The following is a 15,256-nucleotide window of genomic DNA, read 5'->3' as shown; positions in this document are numbered from 1 at the left end:
TTGGCAAGCTTAACGGATTCGGTTGGGGTTCTAAAAGGCGTTGGGCAGAAGCGATTGGTTGGACTTAATAAATTAGGAATCAATACGATCAACGATCTGTTAACCTACTACCCACGGCGTTATGACGACTTGTCAATTAAGGACTTGGCCACCGCAGCAGATGGGCAAAAAGTCACGGTTAAGGGAATCATTATTGCTGAGCCGACGGTGACGTTCTTTGGTCGCAAACGCAGTCGGTTAGTTTTTCGAATTAAGATTGCTGACAATATCTACACCGTTTCGTTTTTCAACCAGCCCTGGCTAAAAAAAGAGGTGAGCGCCAACGATGAGGTGATCGTTTTTGGGACTTACAATCAGGCCCGAAATACCGTTCAAGGGATGAAAATTTTGACCGCTCAGACGGCCAATTCTTTTGATTCGATTTACCCAGCAAATAAAGAAGTAAAACAGGCAACCATTAAGCAGCTGATTAAATTAGCCTTCGACGCTTATCAACCACTCCTGGTTGATATTGTTCCGGCGTCGCTGCGGCGTCGTTACCGACTGGAATCCTTTCACGACACGATCAAAAACATTCATTTTCCTGAGTCACCCAAGGCTGCTCAGCGGGCGTTTCGGACGGCGAAGTTCATGGAATTCTTTTTATTTGCCATGAAGGTCCAGATCTTAAAGGGTGCTCATCGAAAGACCGATCCGGCAGCTCAGATTGATTACGATCCCAAAGTCTTGGACAAGTTTAATGCCCAATTACCGTTTAAACTCACCTCAGCGCAAACCAAAGTGGTTCGCGAAATTCTTGCGGACTTGAAACGTCCGATTCAAATGAACCGCCTGCTTCAGGGGGACGTTGGCAGTGGCAAAACGGTGGTTGCTGCAATTGCAATTCTGGCGGCGATTAGTGCCCACAAACAGGCGGCCATTATGGCGCCCACGGAAATTTTGGCTGAGCAGCACGCCAATAGCTTTGCGAGCATGTTTGCCGGCCTCAATGTCAACATTGTTTTGTTAACGGGGGCCACTTCTGCCGCTGCCCGCCGATCAATGCTTCCAAGAATCGCTGATGGGGAGGTTAATTTAATCGTTGGCACCCACGCGCTTTTTCAAGATGACGTTCATTATGCCAATTTGGGATTGGCCGTTATCGACGAGCAACACCGGTTTGGCGTCAACCAACGACAGGCATTGCGGCAAAAGGGAACCAGTACGAACATGCTGGCGATGACGGCCACGCCGATTCCGCGGACGTTGGCGATTACGATGTACGGCGACATGGACGTTTCGGTCATCGATCAGCTGCCAACCGGACGAAAGCCAATCAAAACGACCTGGATTCAGTCAGCCAAGACCGATTCAGCAATCGGATTTGTGAAAAAACAGCTTCGCCAGGGAAATCAGGTATACGTTGTCACGCCGTTGATTGAAGAGTCGGAAGCCGTTGACATGAAAAATGCGGTGGCGATTTTCGAACGCTTCCGGGCGATTTTTGAACCCGATTATAAAGTGGGGTTGCTTCACGGCCGGATGTCCAATCAAGAAAAGGATGACGCAATGGTGGCGTTTAAGAATAACCAATTTCAAGTAATGGTTGCCACTACCGTCATTGAAGTTGGGGTTGACGTTGCCAACGCCAATACCATGTTAATTTTTGATGCTGACCACTTTGGCCTTGCCCAACTGCACCAACTTCGCGGGCGAGTTGGCCGGGGATCGACACAGTCCTACTGCATTTTGATTGCTGATCCGAAAAACGAGATCGGTAAGCAGCGGATGAAGGCCGTCGCAAGCAGTACCAACGGTTTCTTTCTGTCGCAAAAGGACCTTGAACTTCGTGGGCAAGGAGACATTACCGGTGCCAAGCAGTCCGGAATGCCTGATTTTAAAGTCGCTGACCCGGTTGGAGATCTCAATATTTTAACGGTTGCCAATGAGGAAGCTCAAAATATTACTGCTGAAAAAGATTGGAAAACCAAGCCAGAAAATGTACAATTAGCAAAGTATTTACAAATGAACCAAACGATTAATTACCACTAAGGAGACTCACTTACATGAAAATTGCGGTTGACGCGATGGGTGGAGACTACGCCCCAAAAGAAATTGTTGAAGGAATTGAACTGGCCCGGGATGCCTATCCAGACATCACCTTTTTGCTGTACGGGTTGACTGATCAAATTAACAAGTATTTGAAAAATGACGATCGGATTGAAGTTAAGCAGGCTGATGAAGTCATTGCAATGGGCGACGAACCAGTTAAGGCGGTCCGTTCCAAGAAGCAATCGAGCCTGGTTTTGGCTGCCACAGCTGTCAAAGATGGCGAAGCGGACGCCTTTTTCTCTGCCGGCAACACTGGCGCTATTTTAGCGGCGGGATTGTTTATCATTGGCCGAATTAAAGGGGTTGACCGCCCGGGGTTAGCAACAACACTGCCAGTGGTTACTGAGAGCAGCCGGAAAAACTTTGTGATGCTTGACGTTGGTGCCAATGCCGATACCAAAGTTTTAAATATGTATCAGTACGCGATGATGGGCAAGTATTATGCGCAAAACGTCATGAACGTTGCCAATCCTGAGATCGGCCTTCTCAATAACGGAACGGAAGCCGATAAGGGAAATATGGATCATCGCAAGGTCCACGATCTGCTCGCAGACGATGGTGACCTTAACTTTGCCGGCAACGTTGAATCCCGGGAATTGTTAAACGGGGCTGCTGACGTTGTGGTGACCGATGGGTTTACCGGTAATGCGGTTCTGAAGAGTATCGAAGGCACCGCCTTATCAATGCTGCACCTGATTAAGGACAACATTATGGCCGGAAGCCTCAAATCTAAATTGGGGGCGGCAATGCTGAAGTCAACCTTTGGGAATATCGCCAAAGCAATGGATTACTCTCGTTATGGCGGCGCTGTCCTGATGGGCGTAAAGGCGCCAGTCGTTAAGACTCACGGGAGCAGTAAGGCGCCAACAGTTAAGAATACAATCGGGCAGATTAAGCAGATCATTGATTCAAAAATGATCCCGGAGTTAAACGACTATATTACCAGCCACAAGGATCATTTGGATCAAATTAAAGACAGTATCAAAAATAAGTAATAGTTTGATATAATGGGATTTGAATTAACTAATGAGAATGGGTGTAATAATGGATAAAAAAGAAGTTTTTAATAAAATTGCCGATTTGGTCAGCGACCAATTTGACATCGATCGTGATAAAATTACCGGTAGCTTGAATTTTCGTGAGGATTTGGACGCGGACTCGATTGATTTTGTTGAATTCGTTCTTGATCTTGAGGATACTTTCAACGCTGAAATTTCCGACGACGATGCTGAAAAGCTCAACACAATTGACGAAGCCGTGGATTACGTCATGGCTCATCAGGATAAATAATGATGCGAACGCTGCCCCATTGCAGTGAGAATAAATCTTTTGGAGGCATTTGATTGATACCAGGATTAAATGAAATGTTAAAGCGCGACTTCAACATTCACGTGGATGACCAAGATCTGCTTGATGAGGCCTTTACCCAAGCATCTTACGTAAATGAACATCGTGATCAAAACTTGAAATTTTACGAACGGCTCGAGTTCCTTGGCGATGCAGTTTTACAACTGATTGTCTCAGAGTATATTTTTACCCGCTATCCCAAGCTTCCGCAAGGCCGGCTGACGCGTCTGCGAGCGGCGATGGTCAATGAACAAAGCTTTAGTACCTTTGCGCGTGAATGCCATTTTAATAAGTACATTCGGCTTGGTAAGGGTGAAGAAAAAGCCGGCGCGCGGGATCGTGACTCGCTTCTTTGTGACATTTTTGAATCATTTGTCGGCGCACTTTACCTTGATCAAGGCAAGAAAGTAGTTGAGGGATTTGTTCAGCAAGTGATTTTTCCCAAGTTGGACGAGGGGATGTTTGCTGAATTCTTCGATCATAAAACCGAATTGCAGGAACTCGCCCAAGAGGATGGTCCAGTTGATATTGACTATGAATTAGTCGATGAGTACGGGCCGGAAAATGATCGCCTGTTCAAGGTTAACGTTGCAATTGATCATAAAGTGTTGGGCATAGGCGTTGGGCATTCCAAGAAGGATGCGGAACAGAAAGCAGCACAGCAAGCCCTGAAGCACTTTGATAAAAGAGAAGATAATTTAGTTTAGATTGGAGAAACACCGTGCAACTTAAATCCATTGAAATCATTGGCTTTAAATCTTTTGCCGAAAAAACTAAAATTTCTTTTCCAAATGGGATGACGGGAATTGTTGGCCCAAATGGGAGCGGTAAAAGTAATATTGCCGAGGCAATTCGTTGGGTTTTAGGTGAGCAGTCTGCGAAGAATTTGCGGGGCTCGCGCATGCCTGACGTGATTTTCTCGGGTTCTGCAGATCGACGGGCGTTAAATATGGCGGCCGTCACTTTGTTGTTGGATAACTCGGATCATTATTTGGATTCCCCCTTCACTGAGATCAAAGTTGCAAGAAAACTCTTTCGGAATGGTGACAGTGCTTATTTTATCAATGAAAAGCAGTGTCGATTGAAGGATGTAACCAATTTATTCATGGATACTGGCATCGGCCAGGGAACGCTTTCAATTATTTCCCAGGGGAATGTTGAGGAAATTTTTAATAGTAAACCGGTTGATCGGCGGTCAATCATCGAAAATGTGGCGGGGGTTTATAAATATAAACGCCAAAAGACCACGGCCCAAACTGAAATTTTGCAAACTTCCGACAACTTGAACCGGGTCAATGACATTATCCAGGAACTCAAGAGCCGGTTGGCGCCATTAGAAGAGCAGAGCAGTCAAGCAACTGACTACTTGGATCAAAAGAAACGGCTTGCTGAATTTGAAAAAAAGCAGCTTATTCTGACAGCTAAGGATCAGCAGGCAGCCATCAAACAGACGACCGATCAGTTGAAACAGAGTCAACAAATTGTTAGCAAGATTCAAAAAGAAGTCGATCAAAACGAACAGTCCGGCAACGCCGTTAAACAAGAATTATCTGCCGGAAGAAAACAGATTGATGATTGGAATGCTGAAATACTTGCCATCAATACGAAAATTCAAACATTAACGAGTCAGAAGCAACTCTCAACTCAGGAAAATAGCTTTAAAAATGCCGATGTGAAGCGCATTTCTGATCAAATTAGTGCAACTACGGCGAAAATTCACGAGCTGGCGCAAAAAATTGATAAGTCTGCGACAGCCATTTCCCATGCCCAGGATAGTTTAAGGACTGGGCAAGCGGGGCTGGTGGCCGTTGAAAAGGCGGCCAAGGCCAATAATGTCCCGGCAATTGAGAAGAAAATTGAACAATTGCGGAGTCAGTACGTTGATTTGATGCAGGAACAAACGGCAATCAACAATCAACTCACAATGTCACAACATGATCAAAATCGACTTGCAGAGCAGGCAAAATCCCAAAAAGCCCGCATTTCTCAGCTGACTGGGAAACTGGCTGACGGACAAAAACAGCTCACCGAAAAGCGTCAGCAACTTGCTCAAAGCAAAGCTGACTTGGCAGCCGTCCAGGAAAAGCTTGCTCATTTAAAGCAGTTACTAACCGCTAAGCAGGCAACGGTTGACCAAAATCAAACCGAATGGTTAAATGCTTTGAAAGTTGCCGAGCAGGCCAAAGCAAAGCAGAACTCGCTTCAAGCCCTTCATGATTCGTATCGGAACTTTTATCGGGGACCGGCGAACCTGCTTAAAAATAAAGCGCACCTGGATGGGATTTTTGGCCCAGTATCTGATTTTTTACAGGTTGATAGTCAATACGTAAAAGCCATTGACACGGCCCTTGGCAGTCAGGCACAGCACATTATCGTCAAAGATAACGCGGCTGCTTCTAACGCAATCAAGTTTATGACTGCTAATCGCTATGGCCGAGTTACTCTGCTGCCGGTAACGGTTATCAAGCCGCGCTATTTGAACCGATCGCTGGTCGCTCAAGCTGAGAAGTTTCCCGGATACATAGGGGTTGGCGCTTCTTTGGTAACGATGCCGGAACAATTTGCTGACATCAACGAATCACTTCTTGGGACCACAATAATCGCTGATAATTTGGATCATGCCATTGCTATCAGTCGCGCAATTCAGCACAGAACCCGAATTGTTTCGCTGGATGGGCAAGTCGTCAATGCCGGTGGTTCACTAACCGGTGGTGCCAATAAAGCAACTAATCAGGGCGTCTTGATCAACCAAACTGAACTTGCCGATCTGCAGAAGGCCACTCAGCAGATGGGAAACAAGTTGGCTGCCAAAGAAACCCAATTGGCAGAAGCCAAGAACGCCCTTCAGCAAATTCAGGAAGCCTATAATCGCAGTCGTCAACGAGCATTTGAAGTTCAACAGGGAATTAACCACCAAGCTGCGGATCTAAAGTTGTTAGAAACCGCCATCGCTACTGAAACTCGCGAAGTCGAAGCAATGAAACTGGCGCTTCAAAACGCGCAAAATCTCAACTCTGCTGATCAAGATACTGATCTTCAAAAACAAAAAGCGGCGATTCAAAAGCAGTTGGCCGCCAATAATCAGGCGGTTTTGGATCATCAAGCCCGCCTTGGCCGCGTCCGGGAATTGGCTGACGAGTATGCAAAAAAACGTCAGTCCCTTCACGATCAGGTCGTTGTCACTAAGGAACAGCTTCAACAATATCAGGATCAACGACGGAGTCTGGACAATCAATTGTTACAATTGAACAACCAAAAGACCCGGCTTACGACACAGCTGCAGGATTTGAAAGCGGATTTACAGCAACAAGTTGATCCAGCCCAACTGGATGAGCAGATTGCCAAGCAGACAAAGCGGCAGGCAGCACTGTCAGCGGATCTTAACGAGAAAAAAGTTGCCGTTGATCGTCTTGATCAAACCTATGAAAAAATACAGAATGCCATCCGAACAGCCCAGCTAAATTTGAATAATGCCAAGTACGAACTCAAGGCGACTGGGACAAAACTTTCAAGCCTTCAGCAGGCAATCAGCGTATCGTATACCAAGCTTTCGGAAAAGTATTCGATTGATCCCCAAGTACTGGGGAACCCAAAGTGGAATTGGGATGCTGATGCGGTGGCTGGTCAAATTAAGATGCTTAAAATGGGCATTGAAGAGATCGGGCCGGTGAACATTTCTGCCATTCAAGAATTTCACGACGTATCCGACCGTTATAATTTTCTAATGAAGCAGCAACAAGATTTATTAACAGCAAAGAATCACCTCACCGCCACAATGGGCAAAATGGATTCAACGATTGCCAGCAAGTTTAAGCAGACTTTTGATAAAGTTGCTAACTCATTTTCAAAGGTGTTCGTGGAAATGTTTGGTGGTGGTGAGGCTAAGCTGGTCTTGACCGATCCAAACGATATGCTCACAACTGGAATTGAAATCATGGTCAAGCCCCCCGGCAAGAACTACCGCAGTTTAAGCTTGCTTTCCGGAGGTGAAAAGGCCCTGACGGCAATCACATTGCTGTTTGCCATTATTCGGGTGTCACCGGTACCCTTCTGCATTTTGGATGAAGCAGAAGCGGCCCTAGACCCCTTTAACGCTGATCGGTTCGCTAAGTACCTCAAACGATTTGGTGATGAGACTCAGTTTATTGTGATTACCCATCGAAAGGAAACCATGATATATGCCGATACGCTGTATGGGATCACCATGCAGGAGTCTGGTGTGTCGAAGGTTGTGAGTGTTAGTTTGGATAATTTAAAAACAGAGGTGAGTTAAATGGGATTATTTGATATATTTCGCCGGCGTTCCAAAAAAGACAAAACTGAAAAAAATCAACCAAGTGAAAAGCCGGAGACCCCGGAATCAGAAGTTGCCAAAGAACAGGAGAAACCGACTTCCGAAAGTGCGCAATCAAGTGCTTCACAAGAAGTGTCATCTGCCGCGGATTCCACAGCAGCTCAATCCGAACCCGTAGCATCGGCGTCTTCACAGGCGGCCTTTTCACAATCGTCATCTGAAGGGCACCGCAGTGAAGCGGCTGAACCACTGACGCCCCCAAGCGCTGCCCCTGAGTCCGCTCAATCCGATAAACCGACTACAGCCGGAAGTGACACCCAGTCCGAACCTAAGTCAGCTGGCTCGGGTTTAAGGGCAACGCCAGAAGGTCAATCGGTATCCGAACCCGTTTCGCAGTCCGCTGCCGGTTCTGCAGCGGATCAATCAAAAGTTGAAACTGCTAACCAAACACCTCATCAACCTGATGAGACAGCCGCTGGCGATGACCAGGATGTGACTGACCGGACGAAGTCTTATGAAAAAGGACTCGCGAAGTCTCGATCGTCATTCGGTGCCAAATTAAACGCGCTATTGGCTAATTTCCGGCACGTTGACGAATCATTCTTTGATGATTTGGAAGACATGTTAATTGAATCCGACGTTGGTTTCGAAACGGCAATGCGAATTGCTGATGAGTTGCGGGAAGAAGTTAAGCTGCAGAACGCAAAGAAACCTAAAGACGTTCAGAACGTGATCGTTGAAAAGCTGATTGATATGTATGATCAGGCGGGTAACGGCGAGAACAATGCCATTAACATGGCTAAAAGCGGCCCGACCGTCATTCTAATGGTTGGGGTTAACGGAGTTGGTAAAACTACGACCATCGGCAAAATGGCACAAATGTACAAACAACAGGGTAAAAAAGTTGTTTTAGCCGCCGCCGATACGTTTAGAGCCGGGGCAATTGAGCAGTTAAATGTTTGGGCCAAACGAGATGGCGTTGATATTGTTAAGAGCAAACCTAAGAGTGATCCATCGTCGGTCGTATTTGATGCCGTTAAGAAGGCTCGGGATGAAAACTATGACATCCTGCTGGTAGACACGGCCGGCCGCCTGCAAAATAAAGTCAATTTGATGAATGAATTAACTAAGATGAAAAAAATTCTGACCCGGGAAATTCCCGAAGCCCCCCATGAAGTATTACTGGTATTAGATGCAACGACCGGCCAAAACGCGATGACTCAGGCAAAGATGTTTAAGGAAGCTACCGACGTGACCGGAATCGTCCTGACCAAGTTGGATGGGACTGCCCGCGGGGGAATTGTGCTGGCCATTCGCTCTGAATTACACTTGCCGGTTAAGTACGTTGGTTTGGGTGAACAGGCTAGTGATTTAAAGCCATTTGATCCAAACGACTTTGTTTATGGATTGTTTAAAGGATTAATTTCCGAATAGCTGGATTGACTGTCAGTTGACGGCCCTTTAAAAGACCGGTAATCTAAGAGTGGCAGATTGATCAGTGATCCAGTAGGGTTAATGAATCAATTCGTCGGAGAAATTGAGGCGTAATGGCATGGCAAATGAACTTGAAAAAACCAACTATATTAACTCATTATTTGAATTTTATGAGCCGCTGCTGACAAAAAAGCAGGCAAACTATATTCAACTGTACTATGGGGATGACTTTTCTTTAGGTGAGATTGCGGAAGAGTATGATATTAGCCGTCAGGCGGTTTATGATAATATCCGGCGATCGGAAAAGATTCTGCAGCAATATGAAACGAAATTGAACTTGTACCATAGCTTTGTTGAACGCAATCAAAAGATCGATCAAATTCAAGCATACGTTGCCAAAGCATATCCGCACGACGCGGAGTTAAATAAAATGATCAGTAGTCTTGAGACGACTGAGGAAGAATGAGAGTGGTGAAAAGATGGCTTTTGAAGGACTAACCGAACGATTACAAAACGCGATGCGCAAGCTTCGTGGTAAGGGTAAAATCAGTGAAGCCGATCTTCGGGCAACCATGCGGGAAATCCGGTTGGCATTACTCGAAGCCGACGTTAATTTCCAGGTTGTTCGGCAATTTGTAAAGACCGTTGAGGATCGGGCAAAGGGTTCTAAAGTCCTTGAGGGATTAAATCCTTCCCAACAAATCGTTAAGATTGTTGATGAGGAATTAACCAAAACGATGGGCGAAGAAGCCGTTGGCCTGAATAAGGCACCGAAAATTCCGACCATTATTATGATGTCCGGACTTCAAGGGGCCGGGAAAACGACGACCGTTGGGAAATTAGCGCTTAAATTAAAGAACGAACAGAACGCCAGACCGTTGCTGATTGCCGATGATGTGTATCGGCCAGCTGCGATTGAGCAATTACAAACGGTTGGTCAACAAATTGACGTTCCTGTTTTTGAGATGGGAACCGATGTTGATCCGGTTGAAATTGTCAAACAGGGGCTTAAGAAGGCCCAGGAAGATCACAATGATTATGTGATTATTGATACAGCCGGGCGCCTGCAAATTGACGAAAAGCTGATGGATGAACTTAAGAATATTAAAGAAGCGGTTCATCCTAATGAAATTCTGTTAGTTATTGATGCAATGACCGGGCAAAATGCCGTGGCAACCGCTGAGGGCTTTGATAAAACCCTTGACGTTACCGGGGTGGTCTTAACCAAACTGGATGGTGACACCCGCGGTGGGGCAGCCCTCTCAATTCGAGCCGTGACCGGCAAACCAATCAAATTTGTTGGTCAAGGTGAGAAGATGGCCGATCTGGACGTCTTTCATCCGGATCGGATGGCTTCTCGAATCCTTGGAATGGGCGATATGCTATCGCTGATTGAAAAGACTCAGAAGGAATATGACGAGAAACAGGCCCAAGAATTATCCGAAAAGATTAAGGAAAACTCCTTTGATTTCAACGACTTTCTGGATCAGCTGGATCAGATTCAAAAAATGGGGCCGCTTGACGAGATTATGAAGATGATTCCCGGAATGGCCAATAACCCGGCCATGAAGAATGTTAATATGGATCCGAAGGACATGGACCATTTAAAGGCAATCATCTATTCAATGACCGAGCAGGAACGAACCGATCCAGATATTATGAATCCTTCCAGAAGACGGCGGATTGCAAGGGGATCCGGTCGACCAATTCAGGAAGTCAACCGGATGATCAAGCAGTTTAACCAAATGAAGACCATGATGAACAAAGTTTCCAAAGGAAATATGTCAGGCATGGAAAACATGATGAATCAGACTGGAATGGGTGGTAAGCTTTCTAATCTGGCTATGAAGCAAATGAGTCGGAAGATGAAAAAGAATAAGCGCAAACGACTAAAGAAGAAGCGTAAGAAGCGGTAGAACGCAATCCTGACCGGAGTTTTCATGGTGTAAAGAAAAAAACCTTTACAACCACTTCAAATGCTGGTATATTATTAATCGTTAAATGATTATAGGAGGTAAAATACATGTCAGTAAAGATTCGCTTAAAGCGCATGGGTTCAAAGAAGCGTCCTTATTACCGGATTGTGGTTGCCGATTCACGCAGCCCTCGTGATGGTCGTTTCATCGAAAACGTTGGGACTTACACACCATTAACCAACCCAGCAACGGTTACTCTTGAAGAAGAGTCAATTATGAACTGGTTAAACAATGGTGCTCAACCATCTGATACCGTTCGGAACTTGTTATCAGACGCCGGTATTATGAAAAAATATCACGAAGCTAAATACTCAAAAAAGTAAGTGAGTGATTTATCATCATGGTTAATGTTGATGGATTAATTAAAAAGATTGTTTCACCGTTAGTTGATTATCCGAACGAAATTCAGATTTCGCACAACGAGTCGGACCGTTTTATGGAATATCATCTTCGGCTTAATGAAGAGGATGTTGGTCGAATTATCGGAAAACACGGTCACGTGATTCAGACAATTCGGACGGTCGTTTATAGTGTGCCGGTTGACGGCCCTAAAAAGGCGCGATTAATTGTTGACGATGAAAATCAATAGAGGGGTTCTTAAGCGAAACGAACGTTTTGTTTGAGAGCTTTTTTATTTGAGTAATGGAGGATTCGATGAATTATTATAACATTGGCAAGATTGTCAACACTCAGGGACTCAAAGGCGAGGTTCGAGTGATTTCAATTACAGATTTTCCGGAAAAACGGTTTGTTAAGGGAAATACCGTTTACGCTAAGCTGCCAAAGAGCGAGAAAATGATCGCCCTGCAGATTGATGGCGTTCGAAAACATAAGTCATTCATCCTATTGCACTTTAAGGGCTACCCCAGCATTAACGACGTTGAATTTTTAAAGCCCTCAACGCTATTTGTTGACGAAACGAGTTTATCTGAGGATGACTTAAAACCTGGTGAATATTACTATCATCAAATTATTGGGTTAGACGTATTTGACGATAATGGCCAAAAGATTGGTCAAGTTAAAGAAATCCTTTCTCCAGGAGCCAACGATGTGTGGGTTGTTCAACGCCCGGCTAAAAGTGATTTACTATTGCCGAAGATTGATTCGGTTATTAAGAAAGTTGATTTGGATCAGAAGCGGATCGATGTCAGCATTCCTGAAGGGTTGGATAATGATGAAGATTGATGTTTTAAGCCTATTTCCGGAAATGTTTTCTGTCCCAATGCACGATTCAATTCTTGGCCGGGCAATTGAGGATCATGTTTTCTCACTTGACGTTACAAATTTCCGTGACTTTACAACCGACAAGCACCGGCACGTTGATGATTATCCGTTTGGCGGTGGGGCGGGGATGCTTTTACAGGCCCAACCGATTATTGATGCGTTTGAGCACACGCAGGAAAACGCCCGAAAAGACGGGTTACCTAAAGGTCGGGTTATCTTAATGGATCCCGCCGGAAAACCGTTTAAGCAGCATGACGCCGAAGTCCTGTCGAAAGATGAGCATCTCACATTCATTTGCGGCCACTATGAAGGCTATGACGAGCGGATTCGATCGATTGTCACTGATGAGTATTCATTGGGTGACTTCGTGCTGACGGGCGGTGAACTCCCGGCAATGGTGATGATTGATGCGATTACGCGCCTTATTCCCGGTGTATTGGGAAATAATCAGTCAAAAGTCGAAGAATCGTTTTCCACCGGGTTGCTTGAAGAACCCCAATATACCCGGCCAGCTGATTTTCGTGGGATGAAGGTGCCACCCGTTTTGATGAATGGCGATCACCAAAAGATTGCCCTTTGGAATCAGAAGGAAGCCCTCCGGCGGACGTATCTTCGGCGGCCAGATTTGATTGATCACTCCAAGCTGACCAGTACCCAAAAAAAGTTATTTGCCGATGTTCGGATTGAGGAAGAAGAAAAGCGACAGGATTCAACTGACAAGAAAAATCCCTTTACAGAGGGTTCGTAACTGTGTTAAACTGTCAGTTGGCGCAAGCCGCAAAACAACATTCCGCTGTCAAACAAGATAATGAATGTTAGTGAAAGGAAGATTTGTTTATGCGACAAAATAAATTGATCGACATGATCAACGAAAAGCAACTACGTAAAGACATCCCAGATTTCCGTGCCGGAGATACTGTTCGGGTTCACGTTAAGGTTGTCGAAGGTACCAGAGAACGGATTCAATTGTTTGAAGGCGTTGTAATTAAGCGCAAGGGTGCAGGCATTCAAGCTACATACACTGTTCGAAAGATCAGTAACGGTGTGGGCGTTGAACGTATCTTCCCACTTCATTCACCACGAGTTGATAAACTTGAAGTTATCAGACATGGTAGCGTTCGTCGTGCTAAGCTCTATTACTTGCGTGACTTACAAGGTAAGGCCGCTCGTATTAAAGCTTCTGTTCGGCCACGTAGCTAATTTACAAATAAAAGACCGTATCCGTAAGGGGTGCGGTCTTTTATTTGGATAATCAAATTACCGAACAAATGTTTGAGAAACGGTTAAAAAAATGAAAACTTCTAGTCATAACGAGTAATCATCGTTTATATTTGATATTATAAAAGAAGTGGTAATTTTGTGATTTACTGCACCGCGTGTGGTTAGGTAGGTGAGAGGATGCAAGATGATGATCAAAAGATAATTAAGTGGTTTTTAAAATATCTTAAGAGTGAGCGCCACTACGCTTCAGATACAGTGGAAGCCTATCAGATTAGTCTCGATGAATTTCTGACATTTTTGAATGATGGTGGGCAAACTAAGCCGTTAGTTAAAATTGATGCCTACGATGTTGAAGCATACTTAACGCACTTATATGATCACCACTACGCTCGAAATTCAATTGCCCAGAAAGTATCGGCGTTGCGGGCGTTCTATAATTTTTTAATCAAAAATGAAGTGGTAGCTGTTAATCCATTTGCCTATGTCCATCTGCGGGCCCAGAATCGCCACTTGCCCAAGTTCTTTTATCCCAATGAAATGCAAGCGCTCTTTTCTGCGGCTAAGAAGGGAGAACGCGTAGTTGCACTGCGAAACACTGCGATCCTGTCGTTGTTCTACGCTACTGGCATTCGGGTTAGTGAGTGCGTGACAATTCACCTCAAAGATATTGATATGGATAATCGGACGATCTTGGTAACTGGAAAGGGCAGTAAGCAGCGGTTTGTGCCCTTCAGCGAACAGCTCGAAACGGATTTACGGGACTACTTGCGCGAATCGCGGGCCCCTTTAATGACTAAATATCATCAGGGTCATGATTATCTATTTGTTAATCATTATGGTAAACCGTTGACTTCAAGGGGAATTGAGTATATTTTAGATGGCATCATTCAGCAGAGTAGTTTGACAACGAGTATTCATCCCCATATGTTGCGACATACATTTGCCACGGAGATGCTTAATAATGGCGCTGATATGCGCTCCGTCCAGGAGTTACTCGGGCACAGCAGTTTATCAACCACCCAAATCTATACCCACGTCACCAAATCTCACTTGATGAGTGATTATCAAAAATATTTTCCAAGAAACAATGATTCATTAAAACCAAAACGATAAAGGAGTTTATTATGCCAATTAAATTTGAAGCAACAACAATTGTCGCCGTTCGTCATAACGGCCATCTTGCCATGGCTGGTGATGGGCAGGTCACAATGGGTGAAAAAGTAATTATGAAGGGAACTGCTCATAAAGTTCGCCGGATTTACGACGGAAAAGTCGTTGTGGGTTTTGCTGGCAGCGTTGCCGATGCCTTCAACCTTGAAGAACGATTTGAAAAGAAGTTAAACCAGTTTGATGGTGACTTGAAACGTTCAGCCGTTGAACTTGCCCAAGATTGGCGTGGCGATCAGCAACTCCAGAAGTTGGAAGCTCTTTTAATCGTCATGAATAATAAGGATCTATTAATGGTATCCGGGCAGGGTGAAGTCATTGAACCTGATGATGATATTCTCGCCATCGGTTCTGGCGGCAACTTTGCCTTAGCGGCAGCGACTGCAATGAAACATCACGCCGAAAATATGACTGCCCGAGAAATCGCGGAAGCCGCAATCCATATTGCTGGTAATATTGATATTTTTACCAATCAAAACGTCATTTCTGAAGAATTATAAGA

The 15,256-nt window shown here is 45.0% G+C and carries 15 protein-coding genes; all 15 read left to right on the top strand.

From position 1 onward, the window contains the following. The 15 genes from recG (at position 1) to hslV (ending at position 15,254) form a co-directional block, all read left to right on the top strand. Positions 1-2,031, top strand: coding sequence for an ATP-dependent DNA helicase RecG (gene recG / locus FD47_RS03595; protein WP_054733142.1), 2,031 nt, complete (start codon positions 1-3; stop codon positions 2,029-2,031). A gap of 14 nt (positions 2,032-2,045) precedes the next feature. Beyond that, on the top strand, positions 2,046-3,086 hold the full coding sequence (gene plsX / locus FD47_RS03590) for a phosphate acyltransferase PlsX (RefSeq protein ID WP_056980054.1): 1,041 nt from the start codon (positions 2,046-2,048) through the stop codon (positions 3,084-3,086). Between the two features lie 49 nt (positions 3,087-3,135). Then, on the top strand, positions 3,136-3,381 hold the full coding sequence (acpP, locus tag FD47_RS03585) for an acyl carrier protein (protein WP_040538007.1): 246 nt from the start codon (positions 3,136-3,138) through the stop codon (positions 3,379-3,381). Positions 3,382-3,434: 53 nt separating this feature from the next. Continuing rightward, on the top strand, positions 3,435-4,145 hold the full coding sequence (gene rnc, locus FD47_RS03580; protein WP_040538008.1) for a ribonuclease III: 711 nt from the start codon (positions 3,435-3,437) through the stop codon (positions 4,143-4,145). A gap of 14 nt (positions 4,146-4,159) precedes the next feature. Beyond that, positions 4,160-7,711, top strand: a complete 3,552-nt coding sequence (gene smc / locus FD47_RS03575; protein ID WP_056980053.1) for a chromosome segregation protein SMC — start codon at positions 4,160-4,162, stop codon at positions 7,709-7,711. Then, positions 7,712-9,166 (top strand): signal recognition particle-docking protein FtsY, encoded by a 1,455-nt coding sequence (gene ftsY, locus FD47_RS03570; protein ID WP_054733148.1) that lies wholly within the window; start codon positions 7,712-7,714, stop codon positions 9,164-9,166. A gap of 118 nt (positions 9,167-9,284) precedes the next feature. Continuing rightward, positions 9,285-9,632: a putative DNA-binding protein gene (locus tag FD47_RS03565; RefSeq protein WP_008214572.1), complete on the top strand. Its 348-nt coding sequence runs from the start codon at positions 9,285-9,287 to the stop codon at positions 9,630-9,632. Positions 9,633-9,645: 13 nt separating this feature from the next. Further along, the gene (ffh, locus tag FD47_RS03560) at positions 9,646-11,082 is read left to right on the top strand and encodes a signal recognition particle protein (protein WP_054733152.1); all 1,437 of its coding nucleotides are present in this window, start codon (positions 9,646-9,648) and stop codon (positions 11,080-11,082) included. Positions 11,083-11,189: 107 nt separating this feature from the next. Continuing rightward, positions 11,190-11,465 (top strand): 30S ribosomal protein S16, encoded by a 276-nt coding sequence (rpsP, locus tag FD47_RS03555; RefSeq protein ID WP_008214576.1) that lies wholly within the window; start codon positions 11,190-11,192, stop codon positions 11,463-11,465. A gap of 17 nt (positions 11,466-11,482) precedes the next feature. Further along, positions 11,483-11,731 carry a KH domain-containing protein gene (locus tag FD47_RS03550; protein ID WP_008214577.1) on the top strand — a complete coding sequence of 83 codons (249 nt, stop codon included), beginning with the start codon at positions 11,483-11,485 and terminating at the stop codon, positions 11,729-11,731. Between the two features lie 65 nt (positions 11,732-11,796). Beyond that, positions 11,797-12,327 (top strand): ribosome maturation factor RimM, encoded by a 531-nt coding sequence (rimM, locus tag FD47_RS03545; protein ID WP_054733155.1) that lies wholly within the window; start codon positions 11,797-11,799, stop codon positions 12,325-12,327. Then, positions 12,317-13,114: a tRNA (guanosine(37)-N1)-methyltransferase TrmD gene (gene trmD / locus FD47_RS03540; RefSeq protein ID WP_054733193.1), complete on the top strand. Its 798-nt coding sequence runs from the start codon at positions 12,317-12,319 to the stop codon at positions 13,112-13,114. Before rimM ends, trmD begins: the two co-directional genes overlap by 11 nt. Positions 13,115-13,203: 89 nt before the next feature. Further along, positions 13,204-13,566: a 50S ribosomal protein L19 gene (rplS, locus tag FD47_RS03535; RefSeq protein ID WP_008214583.1), complete on the top strand. Its 363-nt coding sequence runs from the start codon at positions 13,204-13,206 to the stop codon at positions 13,564-13,566. 198 nt (positions 13,567-13,764) lie between these two features. Further along, positions 13,765-14,700, top strand: a complete 936-nt coding sequence (gene xerC / locus FD47_RS03530) for a tyrosine recombinase XerC (RefSeq protein WP_056980052.1) — start codon at positions 13,765-13,767, stop codon at positions 14,698-14,700. Positions 14,701-14,711: 11 nt separating this feature from the next. Then, the gene (gene hslV / locus FD47_RS03525) at positions 14,712-15,254 is read left to right on the top strand and encodes an ATP-dependent protease subunit HslV (protein ID WP_008214587.1); all 543 of its coding nucleotides are present in this window, start codon (positions 14,712-14,714) and stop codon (positions 15,252-15,254) included. Positions 15,255-15,256: the final 2 nt, after the last annotated feature.

This window comes from Lentilactobacillus parafarraginis DSM 18390 = JCM 14109 (assembly GCF_001435895.1).
In the GTDB taxonomy this organism is placed as follows: Bacteria; Bacillota; Bacilli; order Lactobacillales; family Lactobacillaceae; genus Lentilactobacillus; species Lentilactobacillus parafarraginis.
This window is presented reverse-complemented; position numbering and strand designations above follow the sequence as displayed.

Coding starts and splice junctions, on each gene's coding strand:
- ffh (WP_054733152.1), top strand. CDS start 9,646: ATGGCTTTTGAAGGACTAACCGAACGATTACAAAACGCGATGCGCAAG.
- hslV (WP_008214587.1), top strand. CDS start 14,712: ATGCCAATTAAATTTGAAGCAACAACAATTGTCGCCGTTCGTCATAAC.
- rimM (WP_054733155.1), top strand. CDS start 11,797: ATGAATTATTATAACATTGGCAAGATTGTCAACACTCAGGGACTCAAA.
- xerC (WP_056980052.1), top strand. CDS start 13,765: ATGCAAGATGATGATCAAAAGATAATTAAGTGGTTTTTAAAATATCTT.
- rplS (WP_008214583.1), top strand. CDS start 13,204: ATGCGACAAAATAAATTGATCGACATGATCAACGAAAAGCAACTACGT.
- ftsY (WP_054733148.1), top strand. CDS start 7,712: ATGGGATTATTTGATATATTTCGCCGGCGTTCCAAAAAAGACAAAACT.
- FD47_RS03565 (WP_008214572.1), top strand. CDS start 9,285: ATGGCAAATGAACTTGAAAAAACCAACTATATTAACTCATTATTTGAA.
- trmD (WP_054733193.1), top strand. CDS start 12,317: ATGAAGATTGATGTTTTAAGCCTATTTCCGGAAATGTTTTCTGTCCCA.
- acpP (WP_040538007.1), top strand. CDS start 3,136: ATGGATAAAAAAGAAGTTTTTAATAAAATTGCCGATTTGGTCAGCGAC.
- FD47_RS03550 (WP_008214577.1), top strand. CDS start 11,483: ATGGTTAATGTTGATGGATTAATTAAAAAGATTGTTTCACCGTTAGTT.
- rpsP (WP_008214576.1), top strand. CDS start 11,190: ATGTCAGTAAAGATTCGCTTAAAGCGCATGGGTTCAAAGAAGCGTCCT.
- plsX (WP_056980054.1), top strand. CDS start 2,046: ATGAAAATTGCGGTTGACGCGATGGGTGGAGACTACGCCCCAAAAGAA.